Source organism: Methylocystis sp. MJC1, assembly GCF_026427715.1.
GTDB lineage: Bacteria > Pseudomonadota > Alphaproteobacteria > Rhizobiales > Beijerinckiaceae > Methylocystis.
Map to the genome: position 1 here is coordinate 455,049 of NZ_CP107558.1, position 16,998 is coordinate 472,046.

Annotated in this window: 15 protein-coding genes; 9 read left to right on the top strand and 6 right to left on the bottom strand. The window is 63.1% G+C overall.

The features are described 5' to 3' along the window. Positions 1 to 38: 38 nt before the first annotated feature. The gene (locus OGR47_RS02255) at positions 39 to 1,391 is read left to right on the top strand and encodes an FAD-binding oxidoreductase (RefSeq protein ID WP_206527453.1); all 1,353 of its coding nucleotides are present in this window, start codon (positions 39 to 41) and stop codon (positions 1,389 to 1,391) included. Here OGR47_RS02255 and OGR47_RS02260 read toward each other — a convergent pair whose 3' ends face one another. After that, complete coding sequence (locus OGR47_RS02260) at positions 1,392 to 2,096, bottom strand: SOS response-associated peptidase (protein ID WP_165052454.1); 705 nt, start codon at positions 2,094 to 2,096, stop codon at positions 1,392 to 1,394. A 138-nt stretch (positions 2,097 to 2,234) separates the two neighbouring features. Here OGR47_RS02260 and OGR47_RS02265 point away from each other — a divergent pair, with 138 nt between their 5' ends. Next, the gene (locus tag OGR47_RS02265; RefSeq protein ID WP_165052452.1) at positions 2,235 to 2,720 is read left to right on the top strand and encodes a hypothetical protein; all 486 of its coding nucleotides are present in this window, start codon (positions 2,235 to 2,237) and stop codon (positions 2,718 to 2,720) included. Positions 2,721 to 2,727: 7 nt separating this feature from the next. On the opposite strand, the gene OGR47_RS02270 is transcribed toward OGR47_RS02265, so the two are convergent. Beyond that, a complete protein-coding gene (locus OGR47_RS02270; RefSeq protein WP_165052450.1) occupies positions 2,728 to 3,474 on the bottom strand; it encodes an enoyl-CoA hydratase-related protein in 747 nt (248 codons plus the stop codon). 256 nt (positions 3,475 to 3,730) lie between these two features. Between OGR47_RS02270 and OGR47_RS02275 the strand changes: the two genes are divergently transcribed. From OGR47_RS02275 to OGR47_RS02300, 6 genes are all read left to right on the top strand, one after another. Continuing rightward, entirely contained in the window at positions 3,731 to 4,414 is a 684-nt protein-coding gene (locus OGR47_RS02275; protein ID WP_165052448.1) for a hypothetical protein, read from the top strand. Between the two features lie 262 nt (positions 4,415 to 4,676). Continuing rightward, the gene (locus tag OGR47_RS02280) at positions 4,677 to 5,864 is read left to right on the top strand and encodes a polysaccharide biosynthesis/export family protein (RefSeq protein WP_246729701.1); all 1,188 of its coding nucleotides are present in this window, start codon (positions 4,677 to 4,679) and stop codon (positions 5,862 to 5,864) included. 200 nt (positions 5,865 to 6,064) lie between these two features. Beyond that, positions 6,065 to 6,811 carry a CDP-alcohol phosphatidyltransferase family protein gene (locus tag OGR47_RS02285; protein WP_165052445.1) on the top strand — a complete coding sequence of 249 codons (747 nt, stop codon included), beginning with the start codon at positions 6,065 to 6,067 and terminating at the stop codon, positions 6,809 to 6,811. A 186-nt stretch (positions 6,812 to 6,997) separates the two neighbouring features. Next, a complete protein-coding gene (gene hpnA, locus OGR47_RS02290; protein WP_206527448.1) occupies positions 6,998 to 8,008 on the top strand; it encodes a hopanoid-associated sugar epimerase in 1,011 nt (336 codons plus the stop codon). Further along, positions 8,005 to 8,301, top strand: a complete 297-nt coding sequence (locus tag OGR47_RS02295) for a hypothetical protein (RefSeq protein ID WP_165052443.1) — start codon at positions 8,005 to 8,007, stop codon at positions 8,299 to 8,301. The genes hpnA and OGR47_RS02295 overlap by 4 nt, the downstream gene beginning before the upstream one ends. Then, positions 8,271 to 9,608, top strand: a complete 1,338-nt coding sequence (locus tag OGR47_RS02300) for a glycosyltransferase family 4 protein (protein WP_165052441.1) — start codon at positions 8,271 to 8,273, stop codon at positions 9,606 to 9,608. The genes OGR47_RS02295 and OGR47_RS02300 overlap by 31 nt, the downstream gene beginning before the upstream one ends. A gap of 12 nt (positions 9,609 to 9,620) precedes the next feature. Here the strand turns inward: OGR47_RS02300 and OGR47_RS02305 are convergent, their stop codons facing one another. From OGR47_RS02305 to OGR47_RS02320, 4 genes are all read right to left on the bottom strand, one after another. Further along, positions 9,621 to 10,667: a lipocalin-like domain-containing protein gene (locus tag OGR47_RS02305; protein WP_165052439.1), complete on the bottom strand. Its 1,047-nt coding sequence runs from the start codon at positions 10,665 to 10,667 to the stop codon at positions 9,621 to 9,623. Next, positions 10,657 to 13,122, bottom strand: coding sequence for an ABC transporter permease (locus tag OGR47_RS02310; protein ID WP_165052437.1), 2,466 nt, complete (start codon positions 13,120 to 13,122; stop codon positions 10,657 to 10,659). The genes OGR47_RS02305 and OGR47_RS02310 overlap by 11 nt, the downstream gene beginning before the upstream one ends. Beyond that, entirely contained in the window at positions 13,119 to 13,835 is a 717-nt protein-coding gene (locus tag OGR47_RS02315; RefSeq protein WP_246729700.1) for an ABC transporter ATP-binding protein, read from the bottom strand. Before OGR47_RS02315 ends, OGR47_RS02310 begins: the two co-directional genes overlap by 4 nt. 94 nt (positions 13,836 to 13,929) lie before the next feature. Then, a complete protein-coding gene (locus tag OGR47_RS02320) occupies positions 13,930 to 14,406 on the bottom strand; it encodes a tetratricopeptide repeat protein (protein ID WP_165052434.1) in 477 nt (158 codons plus the stop codon). A 125-nt stretch (positions 14,407 to 14,531) separates the two neighbouring features. On the opposite strand from OGR47_RS02320, the gene OGR47_RS02325 reads away from it, so the two are divergent. Next, positions 14,532 to 16,838: a YfhO family protein gene (locus OGR47_RS02325; RefSeq protein ID WP_165052432.1), complete on the top strand. Its 2,307-nt coding sequence runs from the start codon at positions 14,532 to 14,534 to the stop codon at positions 16,836 to 16,838. Positions 16,839 to 16,998: the final 160 nt, after the last annotated feature.

Below are 16,998 nucleotides of genomic sequence, written 5' to 3' on the forward strand. Positions count from 1 at the left end.
GCGATCGCCTGAAGGCGATCGTCGGAGCTTCCGCCGTGATAACCGATGCGGCGGATATGGACGCCTATCTGTCCGAGCCGCGCGACCTTTACCATGGCCGTGGTCTTTGCGTCGTCAGACCGAAAGACGCTGGCGAAGTCGCCCGTGTGCTGGCGCTCTCCAACGAACGCGGCGTGGCGATTGTTCCGCAAGGCGGCAACACAGGTCTCGTCGGCGGCCAGACGCCGGACATGAGCGGCCGGCAGATCGTCCTTTCACTGCAAAGATTGGATCGGGTGCGCGAGGTCGATCCGTCCTCCGACGCGATGACGCTCGAAGCCGGCGTGACGCTTGCGCGGGCGCAGGAGATCGCGCAATCCGTCGACCGTTATTTTCCATTATCGCTTGCGTCCGAGGGAAGCTGCACGATCGGCGGCAATCTTGCGACCAATGCCGGCGGCGTGCATGTGCTCGCCTATGGCGCGGCGCGGGACCTTGTGCTCGGACTCGAAGTCGCGCTCGCCGACGGGCGGATTCTCTCGACGCTCGGCAAGCTGCGCAAGGATAACACCGGCTATAATCTCACCCAGCTTTTCGTAGGGTCCGAAGGCACGCTCGGCGTCATCACCGCAGCGACGCTAAAGCTCTTCCCGCACCCGCACTCGCGCGCCGTCGCGTTTCTGGGCCTCGACAATCCGGCCAAGGCGTTGGCGCTGCTCAACTTCATGAAAGGCCATGCCGGGCCGGGCTTGCACGCTTTCGAGCTGATTCCCCGCGTAGGGCTCGAGCTTGTCTTGCGGCATATTCCCAACGCGCGCGATCCGCTCGATGTGCCTCATCCCTGGTATGCGCTTCTCGAAATTGCCGGCTTTGCCGAGGGCGAGGCCGAACGGACAGCGGCGCTGTCGCTTGCGCAGGCGCTGGAGGTAGGGCTCGCCCACGACGCCACGATCGCTCAGTCGCTCGACCAGGCCGAAAGCCTTTGGCGGCTGCGCGAGAGCCTTTCTGAGGCGCAAAAGCGCGAGGGCGGCTCGATCAAGCACGATGTCTCCGTGCCCATCGAGCGCATCCCCGCCTTCATCGCTGAGGCCGGCGCGCGAATCGCTGCGCAATTCCCTGGCGCGCGGCCGGTTCCCTTCGGCCATGTGGGGGACGGCAATCTTCACTATAATGTCTCGCAGCCTGTCGGGGCCGATAAAGCGGCCTTTCTGGCGCGCTGGGACGAAATGAACGACATCGTCCATGGGCTCGTGCATGAATATGGCGGGTCCATATCCGCCGAGCACGGAATCGGCCGATTGAAGCGCGACCTTCTCGCCCGCGTAAAGGACTCTGTCGCGCTCGATCTGATGCGCGCCTTGAAGAAGACGCTCGATCCAAAGGGCGTGCTCAATCCGGGCAAGCTGATTTGATCAGCCAAAAAGCGTGCGGCCCAGCGGCTCCTGCAAATGTGGCCCGTCTTCGGTCGCCTTGTTGACCGCCGGGGCGATCTCGAAAAATTCTAGGGCGTCGTCGGCCGCTGGCCTAAGCAGGGCCGCGGCCATTTCGGCGCTGACGCCGTCGCAGTCCAGCCAGGCGGCGAAGTCCTTTGATTCTAGAACCGCCGGCATCCGCTCATGCACGGCGATGGTCGCCGCATTTGCAGCCGTGGTGAGAATGCAGGCCGTGTCGATCTCGGAGCCATCCGCGCCGGCATAGGTCTCCCAAAGGCCGGCCATGCCCATCGGCGCCCCGTCGGCCCGGCGGAAGAGGTAGGGCTTGCGCGCTATTTTTCGTGCTGCGTCGAGCTTCAGCCATTCATAATAAGCGTCCGCGGGGACGAGACAGCGCCGCCGCTTCATGGCGGCGCGAAAGCTCGCTCTTTCGAGAACTGTCTCGGATCTTGCGTTGAAAATTAGCGGAAAATCGCTGGGGTCTTTCGCGAAACCCGGCAGGAAGCCCCAGCGCGCCAGCATGAAGCGCCGCGTGGGCTTTCCGTCTTGACGCTCGCTTGTGACGATCGCGATCGGCTGCGTTGGCGCGATATTGTAACGTGGCGGAAAATTAGGCGTTTCAGGATAGCCGAACAGCTTCCTGATTGCCTCGGGCGCGGAGGTGAGCGCATAACGTCCGCACATTTCCCATCCTACTCAAGTCTTGCCGGTCCAAGCGCCATGGCGAGCGGCCGCGAGCTTGGCCTCAAATGATCATGGCGGCGCAAGGAATTGTTATCACATTCCGTTCAAGCTTGGATCGAGCGCATTGGCGAGACCCGAATGAACTTGAACCTGCAACTTATCGAGCCGAGCATAGCGCGCCCGAAGGCGGTCGAGGAGTTGCAGTCGAAGACGCTGGTCAACCCCGTCTCCGGCCTCGCCAATGATTATCTCAACCTGTTCAATGAGCTAGTGATGATTCTGGAGCAGATCCCGCTTATGCCGGAATTGCTCGAGGATCTCTGCGCATGGCGCCCCGTCAGCTACCAGGAGTATTTCCGCCGATCGCCTCTTCCGGGCCGGCATTCGGCGCTCTCGGCCTATGAGGAGCTGAGCCCGAGCTTCCGGCGTCGTTTCGAGACCTTTGTCGCCGAGCTCGACGTCATTGCGTTGGCGAGTGTCGCCGCCGTGCGCCGTCAGCTCCGCGACGGACCGCCGCCCGATATGGAGCGCCTTCAGGCGACCTGCGCGCGCGCCGGGGAAAAGATGCGCGTCATCCTGCTGCGCGCCTCCCGCCTCGTCAATTACGCGAACATAGAAGGCTAAAACCAGACTATCGGCCGCGCGCGAAGAAGGCCGCCAGCCTTTCGCGCGTGGTAGGCGAGGCGAGCGCCTGCGCGAAAAGCGCGGCTTCTTCGTCGATGCGCGCCAAAATTTCCGCCGGGTCGCCGCGCATCAGCCGCCGCGCGGCGAGGAGAGCTGCGGGCGGCTTTTGCGCTAGCTTCTTTGCCGCCGCCTTCGCCGTTTCGAGCACAGCCTCTGGTTCGACCAGCGCATTGACCAGGCCGAGCCGGAACGCGTCTTCGCCGGAGAAGTCCTCTCCAGCAAGGAGATATTGAGACGCTCTCGCCATACCGAATCGTAGGGGAACAAGCAGGCTTGCCCCGGCCTCCGGCACGAGGCCGAGATCGATAAAGGGCATGCGAAGCCGCGCTTGCCGGCTTGCATAAACCAGGTCGCAATGGAAAAGCATGGTCGCGCCGACGCCGATGGCGTCGCCCGTGACGGCCGCGACCATGGGCTTCTCAAAGGCGGCGAGCGTCCGCACGAAGGCAAGCGCCGGGAAGTCCTCTGGTTTTTCCATAAAGTCGCGGAAATCGCTCAGGTCATTCCCAGCGGTGAAGTCTGCGCCGGTTCCCGAGAAAACGACCGCGCGGACGGCTGCGTCGCGGCGCGCGTCGTCGAGCGCACGGATGAGCGTCAGGTAGGTTTCCCGGTCCAGCGCATTCTTTTTTTCGGGCCTGTTGAACGCGAGCCATAAAACGCCCTCGCTGCGCGAAACCAAAACCCTATCGGACATGGCGAAACCTCGAAAGTCGGGAAGGAAAAGCGCGTTTGGTCCAATCCGAGAGAAGCTTTCTAGAATTTAACTATCTAGCGCCGCCTCTTGTCGCTCATATGGTTGGCGCCCCGAAGGCCCGTTAGCTGCGGGGCGGCGGGGACGTCGGATGGAGGCCCCGCAGAGAGACAATTCGCTCCTGCTTAGATTGTGGCTCGTTGCGAATTCAAGAAGTATAATCTATGGGGGATTCAGGGTGCGGCCGAGGCGGTGGGGAATGATCGATTTCTTCACATTGGTTTTTGGGAATCCCGCGCAGCGCACCCAAAGCTTCTTTCGGGGCGCGGAGCTCCGCATGATCGACAACATCGCCGAATCGCTGCCGGACCGCGTCGAGCCGATGCAGCTTTCGGGCTTGGGGGCGTGCGGCGCCGTCGTTGCTTCGATCGCTTTGATTTCGTGCAACCAATTCCCGAACGCGATGTGGCTTGTCCCTTTTGCGATGGCGATCAATTGGTTCGGCCTCTCGGTCGATCTGCCGCTCGCGCGGAAACGCCAGCAGGAGGCCGCCGCCGAGGGCATGGCGCATCACCTGGGGGAGATCTTTTCGCACCTCTCGATTTTGATCGCCTATGGCTTTTCGCCCTTTTTGTCCGTTCGGGCCGCGACCGCCGTGGTGGTCTGCTACCTGCTCTTCGCCGTCTATGGCTATATCCGCGCTGCGACGCGCCATGTCGAGCAAATGGCCTATATCGGTATCGGGGTGACGGAGTTTCGGATTTTGTTGGCTTTTTGGCCCTTCGTCGCGGTCTCCTTGGGCGTGCCGCAGAGCCTTGGGGATAAGCAGCCCGCCATCGACGTCGCCGTCTTGTCGCTCGCAGGTTTTGCAATTATCGGATTGCTCACCAAGCTTTTCCTCGATAGCCGGAAAATGACGGCGGCGTCCGGGCGTGACGACTAACGTTTCGCCATAAAGTCATCGCATCTTTGCCACAAGAATAGGGCCGGCGCGAAAGCATTAAGCTTGCCGCAACCTTACGACGCGATCTTTCGCGTAATGTCAGTAAACCTTAATGATTAGATGTGACATAAGCGCCACATTGGAGCGGAATCGCGAGGAGCCGAGATCAATAAACCTCTGCGGTTCTTGGTTGGGTGATACCCTTTCTGTTAGTTTCCGGCTCTCTCTCCTATGGAGAGCCTCTGACGCGGTTGGAGCGACTTTGACAACTACTCGTCTCGATCTTCTGAAGCGTCTTTCTCTTGTCGCTTTGTGTGGCGCGCTCACCGCGTGTGGAATTACGCCGGCCAGCGGGCCGTCTCGCGACGAGATGGTCAAGGGCGTCTCCGCGACATCGCAGGAAGGCGAGGGGTCTTTTGCCTGGGTGGAGATCGACCGGCACACGCTCGACGTCCTTGCAAGGCGAGCGCCGCCCAGTCTGCGTGGCTTTTTTGGCGATTATCGTCCTTCCGCTTCGCAGGTGATCGGCGTCGGAGACGCCCTTCAGATCACTGTGTGGGAAGCGGCTTCCGGCGGGCTTTTCTCGGCGGGCGAGTCCGCGGGCGGCGTCAATCCTGGCTCCCGCTCCTCGCTCATTCCCGAGCAGATCGTCGGGCATGATGGCTCCGTGACGGTGCCTTATGCCGGGCGCCTCCAGGTCGCTGGGCGTACGCAGCAGCAGGTCGAGGCCGCCATCGTCGAACGCCTGCACGGAAAGGCGATCGAGCCGCAGGCGCTGGTGAATGTCACGCGGAACGTCACCAACACGGTCACCGTGACGGGAGAGGTCGCAAATGGCGCGCGCGTTCCGCTCAATCTGCGGGGCGACCGGATTCTCGACGTCGTCGCCCAGGCCGGCGGCTATCGATCGCCCGTCCACGAGACTTTCATCAGCGTTACGCGCGGCAATCGGACGGCGCGCGCGCCGCTCCAGGCGCTTTTGGCGAACCCCGGCGAGAATATCTATGTGCGCCCTGGGGATATTTTGACCGTCGAAAGTCGCCCGCAGACTTTCACTGTCGCGGGCGCCGCTGGCGCGAACGCCGTGATCCCCTTCGACGCGCGCGGCATTACGCTCGAGGAGGCGATCGGCAAGTCGGGCGGCTTGAACGACAATCGCGCTGATCCCGACGGTCTCTTTATTTTGCGCTATGAGCCGACAACGCTCGTCCGCGAGTTCCCGAACGTTTCTCCCGAGTTGCTGCGGCAGCCGCAAATCCCCGTCGCCTATCATCTGAACATGAAGGACCCGACCGCGCTCTTCGCGGCGCGCCGGTTCGCGGTCCGCGACAAGGACATCATCTACATCTCGAACGCGCCTTTGGCTGAGATCGGGAAGGTCGTGCAGCTCATTCAGATGGTGGCGCAGCCGGCAGTCCAAGGAATGGCGGTCAGCCGTATCGGGCATTGATAAACTGGTGGTTTTGTAGGACAAAGGCCAAGGTAGGCGAATCTATTCTTGACCTTGACTACTTGTGAGGGCCAATATCATGAGCGACAGATTCCATGACGCTCCGTGGAGGCGTCTTACATTCGGGATTATGCATCTTTTCAACGAGCGACATGGGTGCGGCGGCGGCTCATTGCGACACCTAGTTCCAGGAGGGAGCCGTGGCCAACATTAGGATAAATGACAGCTTGCTCTCCAGGGCCGAGCGTGCGGCGCTTGCGGCGCTGGTTCGCCGCTTGCCCCGTTCGATGACGCCGGACCATTTGACGTCTATCGGTTTGGTGGGGGCGGTTTTGACCTCGGCGGGCTTTATCGCGTGCTGGTGGTCGAACTGGTTCCTCGTCGCCGTCGTTGCAGGGCTCGCTCTCAACTGGTTTGGTGATTCGCTCGATGGGACGCTTGCCCGCTACCGGCAGATCGAGCGCCCCCATTATGGGTATTTTATCGATCATTCCGCCGATCTGATCGCCCAGACGCTGATCGTCGTCGGCCTCGGTTTCTCCCCGTTTTTCACGATACCGTCGGCTCTCCTGGTTCTGTCGCTCTACCTTCTGATCAGCTCTTACACCTATCTGCGGGTTGTCACGGAGAGCGTCCACCGCTTGTCCTATGGCGGGATGGGGGCGACGGAATTCCGTATCCTCGTCGCCGTTTGGGCGCTCGTTGCCGCTTGGGTCGGACCTGTTGTTTCCACCGGTCGGATTTATTCTTTCGTCGGGCTCGACGTCATCATCGGCTTTCTCTCGGCTTGCACGTTCTGCGGCTTCATCTGGATTGTCCGCAGCGACTTGAGCCGCTTGCAGAAAGAGGAGCGCGCCGCTCAGAAAGCGTCGTCTGTCGCCGCCCTTCGGCAGGAGCCGTTATTCGACATCCAGAAGGTCGATCTGGCTGATCAGACCGCCCAGTAAACAAGCATTTGAGATGCGCGCTAGGGACGGTTATTGATCTTTCGATCAATGCTGTCTTTTTCGCATTCTCTTTTTTTACTGCGACGCTCGTAAACCCCAAGCCTTATTTATAAAATACAACGACGCAGAGGCTGTGGTGTTTTAACGCGCCATTCGGCTGCAACATTGCTTTGGCGCTGGGGAATCATGTCCAATAATAGTCTTGTGCTGGTCACGGGCGCGAGTGGCTTCATCGGGGGCGCGGTCGTCCGGCTCTTGATTTCAAAGGGTTTTCCGGTAAGAGCCCTCGCGCGGAACTCGAGTATCCGCGACAATATCCCAGATGCCTGCGAGGTATTCGAGGGCGACGTCACCGACGAGGAAAGCGTCCGCGCCGCGATGCGCGGCGTCAGCCGCGTTTTCCACCTGGCGGCTGATTATCGGATTTGGGCGCCGGATCCCGAGCCGGTGTTCAGGGTCAATGTCAGAGGCGCCGAGCTTGTGATGCGCGAAGCGATTCGCTCGGGCGTCGAGCGAATCGTCCATACGAGCAGCGTCGCAACGCTTGCCGCGGCCAATGGCTGCGTCTGCACCGAGAAAGACCGGCTTTCGCCAGAAAAGGCCATCGGCGCTTATAAGCAAAGCAAAATCCTTTCGGAGCGCCTCGTCGAGCGGATGGTCGAGAAAGAGGGGCTGCCGGCTATTATCGTCTGCCCCTCGGCCCCGCTGGGGCCGGGCGACGTCAAACCCACGCCGACGGGCCGAATCGTGTCGGAGGCCGTGCGCGGGGCCATGCCCGCTTATGTCGAGACGGGTCTCAATATCGCGCATGTGGACGACGTCGCCGCTGGCCACCTCGCCGCCATGGAGCGGGGCCAAATCGGCGAGCGTTATATCCTGGGCGGCGAAAACTTGACTTTGCGGGACCTATTGACGGAAATTTCCCGGGTCACCGGTCGGCGCGGCCCGCAATTCAAGCTGCCCGCGGCGCCTCTGATGCCGCTGGCCTATGCCAATGAATGGGGCGCGCGCCTGTTGGGGTATGAGCCTTTTCTCCATTGCGATAGCCTGAAGATGTCCCAGACACGCATGTTTTTCGACGATCAGAAAGCCCGCCGCGAGCTTGGTTATACAACCCGACCGGTGCAGCACGCGGTTGAGGACGCCGTCGCTTGGTTCCGCGGGGCTTCACGGCGTTCTGGTCGGAAGAGCGCATGAGGCGGTCGCTCGCGACCGCCGCGCAGATTTTCCCCGTTTTTCTCGCCTTGGCGGACCCTTGCGCCGCAGGGGAGGCGCCGAGCGGGTTTAATTTTTGTGCGCCGCCTTTGCGGCCACCCTGCATAGACGCGCCTGTCGCCAATGACGCCTGCGACGCGGAAGTACAGGCCTTTATCAAAACGGTCTTCAGATATCGCGAGTGTCTGGAGAAAGAGACCCAGCGGGCGGTTCGCGAAGCGAATGACGTGCTGGAGGCATGGAAATGCCGCACGGGCGCTCTGACGTGCCGCTGACACGCGCCGCCGCAGCGCCGCGAACCGTCTATGACGTGACCCGGCTCGTGACGCGCGCGCTCAATCCGTCGCCCAATGGGATCGATCGCGTCGATTTCGCGCTAGCCCGCCATTTTCTCGGCAATGGCGCAACGCCGCTGGTTTGCACAGCGTTGGGACCGCGTCTCTCCGATACGAAAAAAGCGCTCGAGACCATCGACGCGGTCGAAGCCTATTGGCGCGAGGCGGCGGACGCCGATGATGACGCTGTCTACCATTCCGTGGTCGCGGCGCTGGCGCGCGAGCCGGGCGCGGGGACGAATGTGATTCGCCACGATCGCAGGCCGGGCTTCGAGCGGGTGTCCCGCAACTGGCGCGCCTTACGCGACTGGGCGTTGCATCTAGGGCGGCCGCTCAACGAGGTTCCCAACGACGCCGCCTATTTCAACGCCACCCAGTTTCTACTCGACCGACAGTGGTATGTGCGGTGGCTGGAGTCGCGCCCGGACGTGAAGCCGGTGGCGTTTATCCATGATTTGCTCCCCGTCGATCACCCCGAATTCTTTCGCCCTGTCGAGGCTGCGCTGCATCCGCGCCGCAATCGCAATATTGCGCGGCTGGCTGCAGGGGTGGTCTCGGCCTCGCGCGCCGTCGCAGACCGCTTCACGGCTTTCGCCGCCGAGAACGGCCGCGCGGATATTCCGGTCTGCGTGGCGCCCTTGCCTGTCTCATCGGTTTTCAAAAGGCCCGCCGCGCCGCCCGAGGGGCTTCTGGGGCAGAATTATTTCATCGTCTGCGGCACGATCGAGCCGCGCAAGAATCATATGCTGCTGCTCAATGTCTGGCGTGAGCTCGCGAAAAGCGGCCCGGCGCCCAAGCTCATCGTCGTCGGCAAGCGCGGCTGGCTCAATGAGAATGTCGTGGACATGATGACGCGCTGCCCCTCTCTGCGCGCGAACGTCATCGAAGCCAGGGGCCTCTCGACGCCCGGGCTGCGTCGCCTCATGGCCGGCGCCCGTGCGTTGCTCATGCCTTCCTTTGGAGAGGGCTTTGGCCTTCCGGTCGCCGAGGCGTTGGCTGCGGGCGTTCCGGTCATCGCTTCCGATCTGGATGTCTTTCGAGAGCTGGGCGGCGACGCGCCCGATTATCTCCATCCGCTGGACGGCTTGGGCTGGCTTCAAGCGGTGCGCGACTACTCGGGCCAGGACTCGCGCCGTCGCGCAGACACGCTCGCGCGAATGAAAGCAGCGTCGATCGATAGAGACCCTGAGTCGTTTTTTGATACGATTGATCGCTTTACCTCGACCATTCCGCCGAGGGCGAACTGATCGAAGTCAGACTCAGTAACCGGTCATTTCCAAATAGCCCTCGCCGGCCTGCGAGCCCTGGAATGAGATCGGCCCTTCCCAATAGGACCAACTCGCGCCCATCCAGCTTTTCGGGTTGAGCGGCGTGGTCTCTATGTCCAGCCTCCGGCTTTTCACCTGCACGCGCCAGCGCGTTGGCAGGCTGTGGGCGCCGATCGCCGTCTGCGCGAGCGGCACAAGAGAAATGTCGTCGCTCGAGAGCAAGCTTGTCGCGCCGTCCGCCGAGATCCAGTTTCCCGAGACATAATCTCGCAGGCCGCGAAAGCGGAAGAGCATAAGCGCGTCGCCATTGGCGAGATGCAGCGAGAGCCAGTCCCAGCCTTTCTGGTCCGGCGCGAGCGTCTGGCTGCTCCATTCCCGGTCCATCCAGGCGCGCCCCGACACCGCAATGTCGCGACCACGCAGTTTCAGCGTTCCGGCGACCGAGAAGAAAGGCTGGCTGTAATAATGGGAGGCTTGGCCCGTTTCGGCTTTTTGGCTGAAACCGGCGTCGCCTTGCAGCACAAAAGGGCCGCCGCGCGTGAGATCGAGCGAATAGGAAAACTCGGGTCCCTGCGCCCTGACGCGCGCCTTGTCGAAGCTCGCGTCACGCGCCTCGAGAGACCAGTCGTCGATGTAGGCCTTGAATGGGTCGGCCTCGACGCCCGCCGTTCCGATGCCGCCGCGTGATCTGGTCTCGGCGAAAAGATGCTCACTCGCGCTGGTGGCGGCGGCATGGGCCATCCAGACATTGCGGTCGGCCCAGCCGTCGCTCTGTTGGCGTGGCGGTTCGAGGCCGAAGCGAAAGAGCGTCCATTGCATGCCATAGGCGGCGCCATCGGCACCGTGCAGATTGGCGGTGAGATACCACCATTCCGTGCGAAAGCGCGGATGCGCGCCATGGTCTTTCGGAAAGACGATGGGCGCTCCGCGCTTCGGCATATCGAAGCCCGGCGCCTCGTCGCCGAGCCCGCCATAGCTTTGCGCCATTGCGGGGGCGGGAAAGAAGGCCAAGAGAAGCGCCAGAAGCTTACCGTTCATTGGCGAAGACCTTCAAAAGATCGACGGGCGCGCTGCGCGCGAGACGCAGGGCGGGAATCGTCGCCGCAAAAAGCGCGGTGAGGAGCGCGACGAGAAAGACTTCGCCCCACTGCAACGGAAAGACGTGCATCGGCAAGCGCCAGCCAAAGGCGGCGACATTGATGATGGCGACGAGGCTCCAGGTCATGAAGAGGCCGAGCGGAATGGCGATCAGCGCGGCGCCCGACGCAAACAGCAACATGCGCAACAGCTCGAGCCCCGCGAGCCGCCGGCGCGTGACGCCAATCGCCCAGACCGGCGCGATATGCGCGAGTCGTAGATTGCTGAGCGTCAGCAGGCTCGCAAAGAGCGCGATGGCTGCGACGATGAGGGTGAGTGTGTTGAGCGCCGTGGTGACGGTGAAGGTGCGCTCGAAAATATCCGTCGAGATCTTCTTGATCCCTGCATTATCGATCAGACGCGCGAGCTTCGGGCCAAAGCGACTCTGCATCTTCCCAATCAAGGGCGCGACATTGCCCTGCGCCACGCGCAGCGAATAATGCACGCCCGAAGCGTCGGAGAAATGCGCGACAAGCCTCGCGTGATCGAGGCGCAACTGCCCTCTTGGATTGCCATAGTCGGGGAAAATGCCGACGACCTTCGCACGCCACGATTCATGCGGCGTCGGAATGTCCAGCATGGCGCCGAGGCCGATTTTCAGGCGCCGCGCCAGCTGTTCGCTGATGAGCACGGCGTCTTCTTCGTGCAGCGCGCGCCAGGCGTGCGCGCCGCCGTCGAGAAGGGTGAAATGCGCGGAATAGGTCTCATGCGGCGCCAAGCCGATGATTTCGACGGGCCAGTCTGAGATGCGCGTCTTCGTGCGCCAGACAGGCAGAATGGCGGCAATCTCCGGCTGCTCCTTCGCCCAGGCTTCGATCTCGCGCGCGTCCGCCGGCGTCGCCGCTTCGAAATAAACCTCCGCGACAAGCCGCTGGTCGAGCCAGCTCGTGAAGGTCTGGCGGAAGCCTTCGACCATGCCGCCGACGCCGATATTGGTGGCGAGCGCAAGAAGCAGCGCTGTCAAAGCGAGCGACAGGCCGCCGAGCTCCTGCCGACCATCCGCGAAGAACCAGCGCGTAAGCGGGCGCTCGGCAAGGCTTTCGCCGAGATGCAGCATGCCCGCAAGCGCCACAGGCAGGAGGAGGGCCGCGGCAAGCACGGCGAGCGCGACAACCGCGAAACCCATCGCCAGCCCTTCTGCAAAAGAATAGGCAAGCGTCGCGGCGACGAGCGCGAAAGCGGCAAGCGCGGCCTGCCGGCGCAGATAGCGATGATGCGCTTCGCGCCACGCGACAGGGCGCGCTACTGAGAGAACCGGCAGGCGCAGAGTTTTCGACAGGCCGCTTCCAGCCGCCAGCAGTGCGCCCGCGCTGGCCATGCCAAGACCCGAAAGCCACCAGCGCGCGTCTAGGGCCAGCCGCCCTGGAAGCTGCGCGCCATAAAGCCCTTCGAGACTTGCGGCGACATCCGGCAGCAGCGCGGCCGCGATGAGATAACCGCCAATGACGCCGAGGCCTCCGGCGACGAGCGTGAAGGCCGCGAGCTCGCAAAATAGCGCGGCCACCAGCACGCGCATCGAGACGCCGAGCGCGCGCAGCGTGCGCACCATGGGCAGGCGCTGCTCGAACGCCAGCCCGAAGGAGGCGTTGACGATGAAGAAACCAACGAGAAAAGCGAGCAGACCGAAGGCGGTGAGATTGAGATGGAAGCTGTCGGTCAGGCGTGAGAGGTCGCTCTCTTCGTCCGGCTCGACGAGCCGCAAAGAGTCGCCCGCGATTGCTGTCAGCTGCGTCGTATCGAGCCGCGCCTGAGGCGGCAGAATGAGCCGCGAAAGGCGCAAAGACTTGTCGAGCGCCTTTTGCGCGACGCCGATGTCCACGATGACGGCCCCGGGCGGGGCGGCGTCGATGGCGTAGACAGGCGGCAGCGTAAAGCCGCGCTCCGTGACGATCCTTGCACCTTCCTCGATGTGCAGATCGCGCAAGGTTTGGGACGCGGCAAAGCTGCGTCCGACGCCGGTAAGAATATTCCGGGCTTCCTTGTTCTCACGCAAAGGCGCGAGCGTCGTCGCTGTGGGCAACGTGACGGGTTCTATGCCGATGAGCCGGATGTTCCTCTGGCCGATCCGCGCCGTTCCCTCGAGCGCGGGCGAAACCTTCAAACCGGCGCGCCGCAGCGTCACGAAGAGCGACTGGGGAAACAGCCCCCCACGCGCGGAAACGATATTTTGTGCGCCGCCGCCGATGAAAACGGCCGCCGCGCTGTCATAGCTCATGCGGGCCTGGGCGTTGAGCGCCTGCACGCCGCTCCATAAAGCGGTGGCGATGGCGAGCCCGAGGACCAGCATGGCGAGATTGGCGGGGTGGCGCCGCCAATGGCTGAGCAAAGCCGCGAGAGCGAAGACCGTCTGCCTCATGATGGCGCGAGCGCTCCGGCGACGAGCCTTTCCCGGCGCGATAAAAGCGCGGCGAGACGGGCGCTATGCGTGACCATCAGGAAAGCGCAGCCTGTCTCCGCGACGAGCTCCAGCGTCAGCGCCATTACGGCGTCGCCGGCCGCCTCGTCGAGATTGCCGGTCGGTTCGTCGGCCAGCAGGAGCTTTGGTCGCGCGGCCAGCGCCCGGCCGACAGCGACGCGCTGCTGCTGTCCGCCCGAAAGCTGCTCGGGATAGCGCGAGACAAGATCGTCGAGGCCGAGGCGGCGCGTCAGTCGCGCCTGCCAGTGGGGATCGAGGCGCCCGGCGAGCCGCGCCTGAAAGGCCAGATTTTCGGCGACGGTGAGGCTCGCGATGAGATTGAACTGTTGAAAGACGACGCCGACCGTCTCCCGGCGCAGCGCCGCCCGCGCATTTTCCGACAGCCTTGTAATATGGACGCCATCGAGGATGATTTCGCCGCCGTCGGCGTCGTCGAGCGCGCCGATCAGATGCAGCAGCGTGCTCTTGCCGCTTCCCGACTCGCCCATGAGCGCGAGCGTCTCGCCCGCTGCGAGCGATAGGTCGACGCCTTGCAAGACGGGCAATGAGCCCTGCGGCGTCGCGTAGGATTTGCGCAAGTTTACGACGCGCAGCAGCGGGGCCGAAAGCGTATCGCGCGAGGCCGCCTCAGCGCGGATCGACGGGGCGTGCAAGCGAATGGCCTTTGTCTGATGGTTGCGGGGAGCCGACCATCATATAGGCGAAAGCGTCTCGCTGCGCCCGTCGCTTTTGCGACAATCGCGCGCGCTAGACGGCGCCTTCCGCAAGCGCGGCGATGACCGGCCAGCCGACGCTCCCTGCCGGATCGACGGTCGAAAGAATCTTCAGCAGCGCGTCCGTCGCAGCGCGGTCGCCGCGTTTCAGCTCGATGAAGCTCAGCGCCTTCAGCGTGAAGAGCGCAAAGCGCGCTGGACCATCCGTATGCGATTGGCCCGCTGGCCAGAAGTTTGGATCGTCGGACCAGCCGGCCTGGCGCGCCGCCTCGTGCATGCCGTCGAGCGCCGCCGCCTTGGCCGTTTCGAGATTGCCCATGTAAGTGTGGATTTTATACAGGCAGAAATAGGCGGCGAGCGCTTCCGGCGCGAGGTCCAGCGCTTGTCTGAATAAGCGATCTGCGCGCTCTTTGTCGCTGCGATAGGCGACGACGCCCTGCTGCAACAAGGTGTCTACCGGCCCCGGCAGGGTTCCGAAATCGACGCCCTCCACTTCGCGAAAAATATCCATATCGACCGCAATCCATCCGTGGTTTCCCCGGCCACTCCGTCGCAAACATGGCGCCAGCAATGGGTTTATTTCTCGCGCGGTGCGCCATTTTGCGTCATGGCGCTAAGGCGGCTAATAAGCCGAGCATGACGACAGCTGCGCCTCAACAGAAAATCGAACAAGGTGGAACCCGCGAGCCCTATGGCCTCGCCGCGCTTCTCTTTCTCGCCAGTGCGCTGGCTCTCGCCTTTCCCTGGCTTTCGGGCCACGTCACCATTCCGTGGGACGCGAAGGCGCATTTCCAGCCGCAATTCGTTTTTCTCGCGCATGCGCTTCATTCCGGGCAATCGCCGTTCTGGACACCGAATGTCTTCGCCGGCATGCCGCAGATCGCCGATCCTCAATCGCTGATTTTCGTGCCCTTTTTTCTCCTTGTGGCCGCGCTCGTCCCGGAGCCTTCCTTCGTGCTGGAAGACGGGATCGTTTTCGGCATGCTGGCGATGGGCGGCCTCGCGCTGATGGCCTATTTCCGCGATCGGCGCTGGAGCGCGGCGGGCGCTCTGATTGCGGCGCTGGCTTTTGCTTTCGGCGGCTCGGCGGCCTGGCGCATCCAGCACACGGGCCAGATCATGAGCCTCTCATGGCTGCCGGTGACGCTGTGGCTGCTTGCCCGCGCGCTCGACCGTCGCTCGGCGGCCTATGGCGCGGCGGCCGGCGCCGTCGCGGCCTTTATGGTGCTCGGGCGCGATCAGGTCGCCTATCTGAGCGTGTTGGTGCTGGCGGCCTATGCGCTTTACCGGGTTGTGATTGACGACGCCCCCATCGCTTCCGCTATTGCGCCGCTTCTCGCTGGAGCCGCCGTTGGCGCGGCGATCATCGCCGTGCCGCTCGCTTTCACACTGGAGCTCGCCGCCAATTCCAACCGGCCTGAAATCGATCTCGACGGCGCCTATAAGGGGTCGCTGCCGCCCGCGTCCTTTTTCACGCTTCTTTCCGCCAATATGTTTGGGACGGATGGACCGCTCGCGGCTTTCTGGGGGCCGCCGGTCGGCGAGCCGGATCTCTTCCTCGCCCGCAATATGACCAACGTCTATGCGGGCGCGATCCCCCTCGTCGCCGCGCTAGCTACGCTGGGTCGTGGCTTCTTTGCGGAAAGGGAAGTGCGCTTCTTCGCCGGCGCTCTTCTTTTTTTCGCTCTCTATGCGCTCGGCCGCTACACCCCCGCCTTTGCGTTTTTCTACCATATCCCCGGCGTCGATCTCTGGCGCCGGCCGTCCGACGCCACCTTCCTTTTCGGCTTCGCCTTCGCGCTTCTTGCCGGCTACGCTTTCACGCTCATCGAGCGTCGCGTGGCGACGCCGCGCCCGGCTTTGCTCATCGGCGTCCTCGTGGGGCTTTTCGCACTCGCCATCGCTTATGCGGCGAAAAGGGAGCATTTCGCGCAAGCCCTCGCGCCGCTCGCCGTCAGCGCCGCTTTCGTGGCGGGCGCGGCGGCGTTGGTCATCGCCACGGGCGCCGGGCGGCTGCGCGGCTTTGCCCTTCTCGCCGCTGTTGCAGCGCTCGCGACGGCCGATCTTGCCGTCGGCAACGGCCCCAATGAATCGACCGCTCTGCCTCCGGAGCAATTCGATGTGCTGCGCGCCAATTCGAAAGATCCGGTGATCGCGTTCCTCAAAGAGAAGCTGAAAGACAACGCCGCGCCCGATCGGCGTGACCGCGTCGAGCTCGCGGCGATCGACTTCCATTGGCCCAACGCTTCGCTCGTCCACGGGTACGACCACGATCTCGGATATAATCCGATCCGGCTCAAAATATTCGAAGATGCGACCGGCGCCGGCGACCATGTGGCGCTGCCCGAGCAGCGGGAGTTCTCCAAGCTCTATCCCGCCTATCGCTCGCCGCTCTCCGACATGCTGGGCCTGCGTTATGTCGCAACGGGCGTGCCGATCGAGGAAATCGACAAGCATTACAAACCCGGCGATCTCGACGAGCTGACGCAGATCGGCAAGGTCTATATCTACGAGAACAAAAGCGCCTATCCGCGCGTCATGGTCGTGACCTGCGCCATGCATGTCGATTTCGCGCGCATGGTCGAAACCGGCGAATGGCCGGAGGCTGATTATCGCGAGACGGTGCTGCTTGAGGAGCCGCCGCTCTGCCACACGCGCAAAGGCCTGCCGCCTGACGCCGCGCGGGCGCAAATTGTCACCTATAGCAACACAAAAGTCGTCATCGAGGCGAACGCCCCGCCCGGCGGCGGCTGGCTCATCCTCAACGACGTCTGGCACCCTTGGTGGTTCGCGACGCTCGACGGCGAGGCTGCAGAGATTCTGCGCGCCAATGTGCTGTTCCGCGCGGTGGCGATTCCGGAAGGGCGGCATGAGGTGCAATTTACCTTCGAGCCGGTTCCGGGGCTGTTGCGTGAGATTTGGCGCAGGCGCCAGCATAACTGATACGAGATCCGCTTGATTGGTTCGGTGTCATTCCCGACGCGCGCAAAGCGAGCGATCGGGAATCCAGAGCAAAACCGGCGCTTTTGCAGCTCTGGATTCCGGTCGGGCTTTCAGCCCGCCGGGAATGACAATGCCCACGCGAGCTATTCAAACGGAAATG